This window comes from Serratia plymuthica NBRC 102599, assembly GCF_001590925.1.
In the GTDB taxonomy this organism is placed as follows: Bacteria; Pseudomonadota; Gammaproteobacteria; order Enterobacterales; family Enterobacteriaceae; genus Serratia; species Serratia plymuthica.
Map to the genome: position 1 here is coordinate 1 of NZ_BCTU01000073.1, position 631 is coordinate 631.

The window sequence follows — 631 nt, forward strand, 5'->3', positions numbered from 1 at the left end:
AAGTAAAAATCCACCTCTTGAAGAGGTGGCTTTAAATGGGGCTCCCTAGAAGGGAGCCTTGTCCGTTTTAATCCTGTAACAACTCCATTTGCTGTTCGTATTCTTGGTCCTTCTTATCCTGATACCTCACATAACGCCTGATAATTTCTTCGTTCACTCCAACAGTGTCTGCAAAGTAACCCCTTGCCCAAAAGTGATTCCCCCACAGCTTCTTTCGTATATGGGGGAATTTATTGTAAAGACGGATAGCGCTGCGTCCTTTCAGGACGCCCATTAGCGTGGAGATCGAGAGTTTAGGTGGCATCATCACAACCAGATGGACGTGATCTGACTGCACATTCAATTCCAATATCTCGCAATCTTTCATATTGCACAGTATGTAAATTGAACGGTAAAGCTCTTTCCCTACTGCCCCTGTTAAGATTTTATAACGATACTTTGGCGTCCAAACCAAGTGATATTTGCAACGCCAGAACACATGTGCTGAACTTCTATAATTGCTCATGTCAGTGATTTCCTTCTTACTTGTGGTGAGTAAGCTGGAATTTTCTGGCATGGGCTTCCTTCAGGCTAGAGCCTCACAGGGACAATCACCACCTCCCCAGGAGGTGGTTTAGGGCTGACAACAAAA

General features: G+C 44.7%; 1 protein-coding gene. It reads right to left on the reverse strand.

Annotated elements, in window-relative coordinates:
- Positions 1-67 precede the first annotated feature (67 nt).
- Entirely contained in the window at positions 68-505 is a 438-nt protein-coding gene (gene tnpA, locus SPL01S_RS24195) for an IS200/IS605 family transposase (RefSeq protein ID WP_063203221.1), read from the reverse strand.
- Positions 506-631 lie beyond the last annotated feature (126 nt).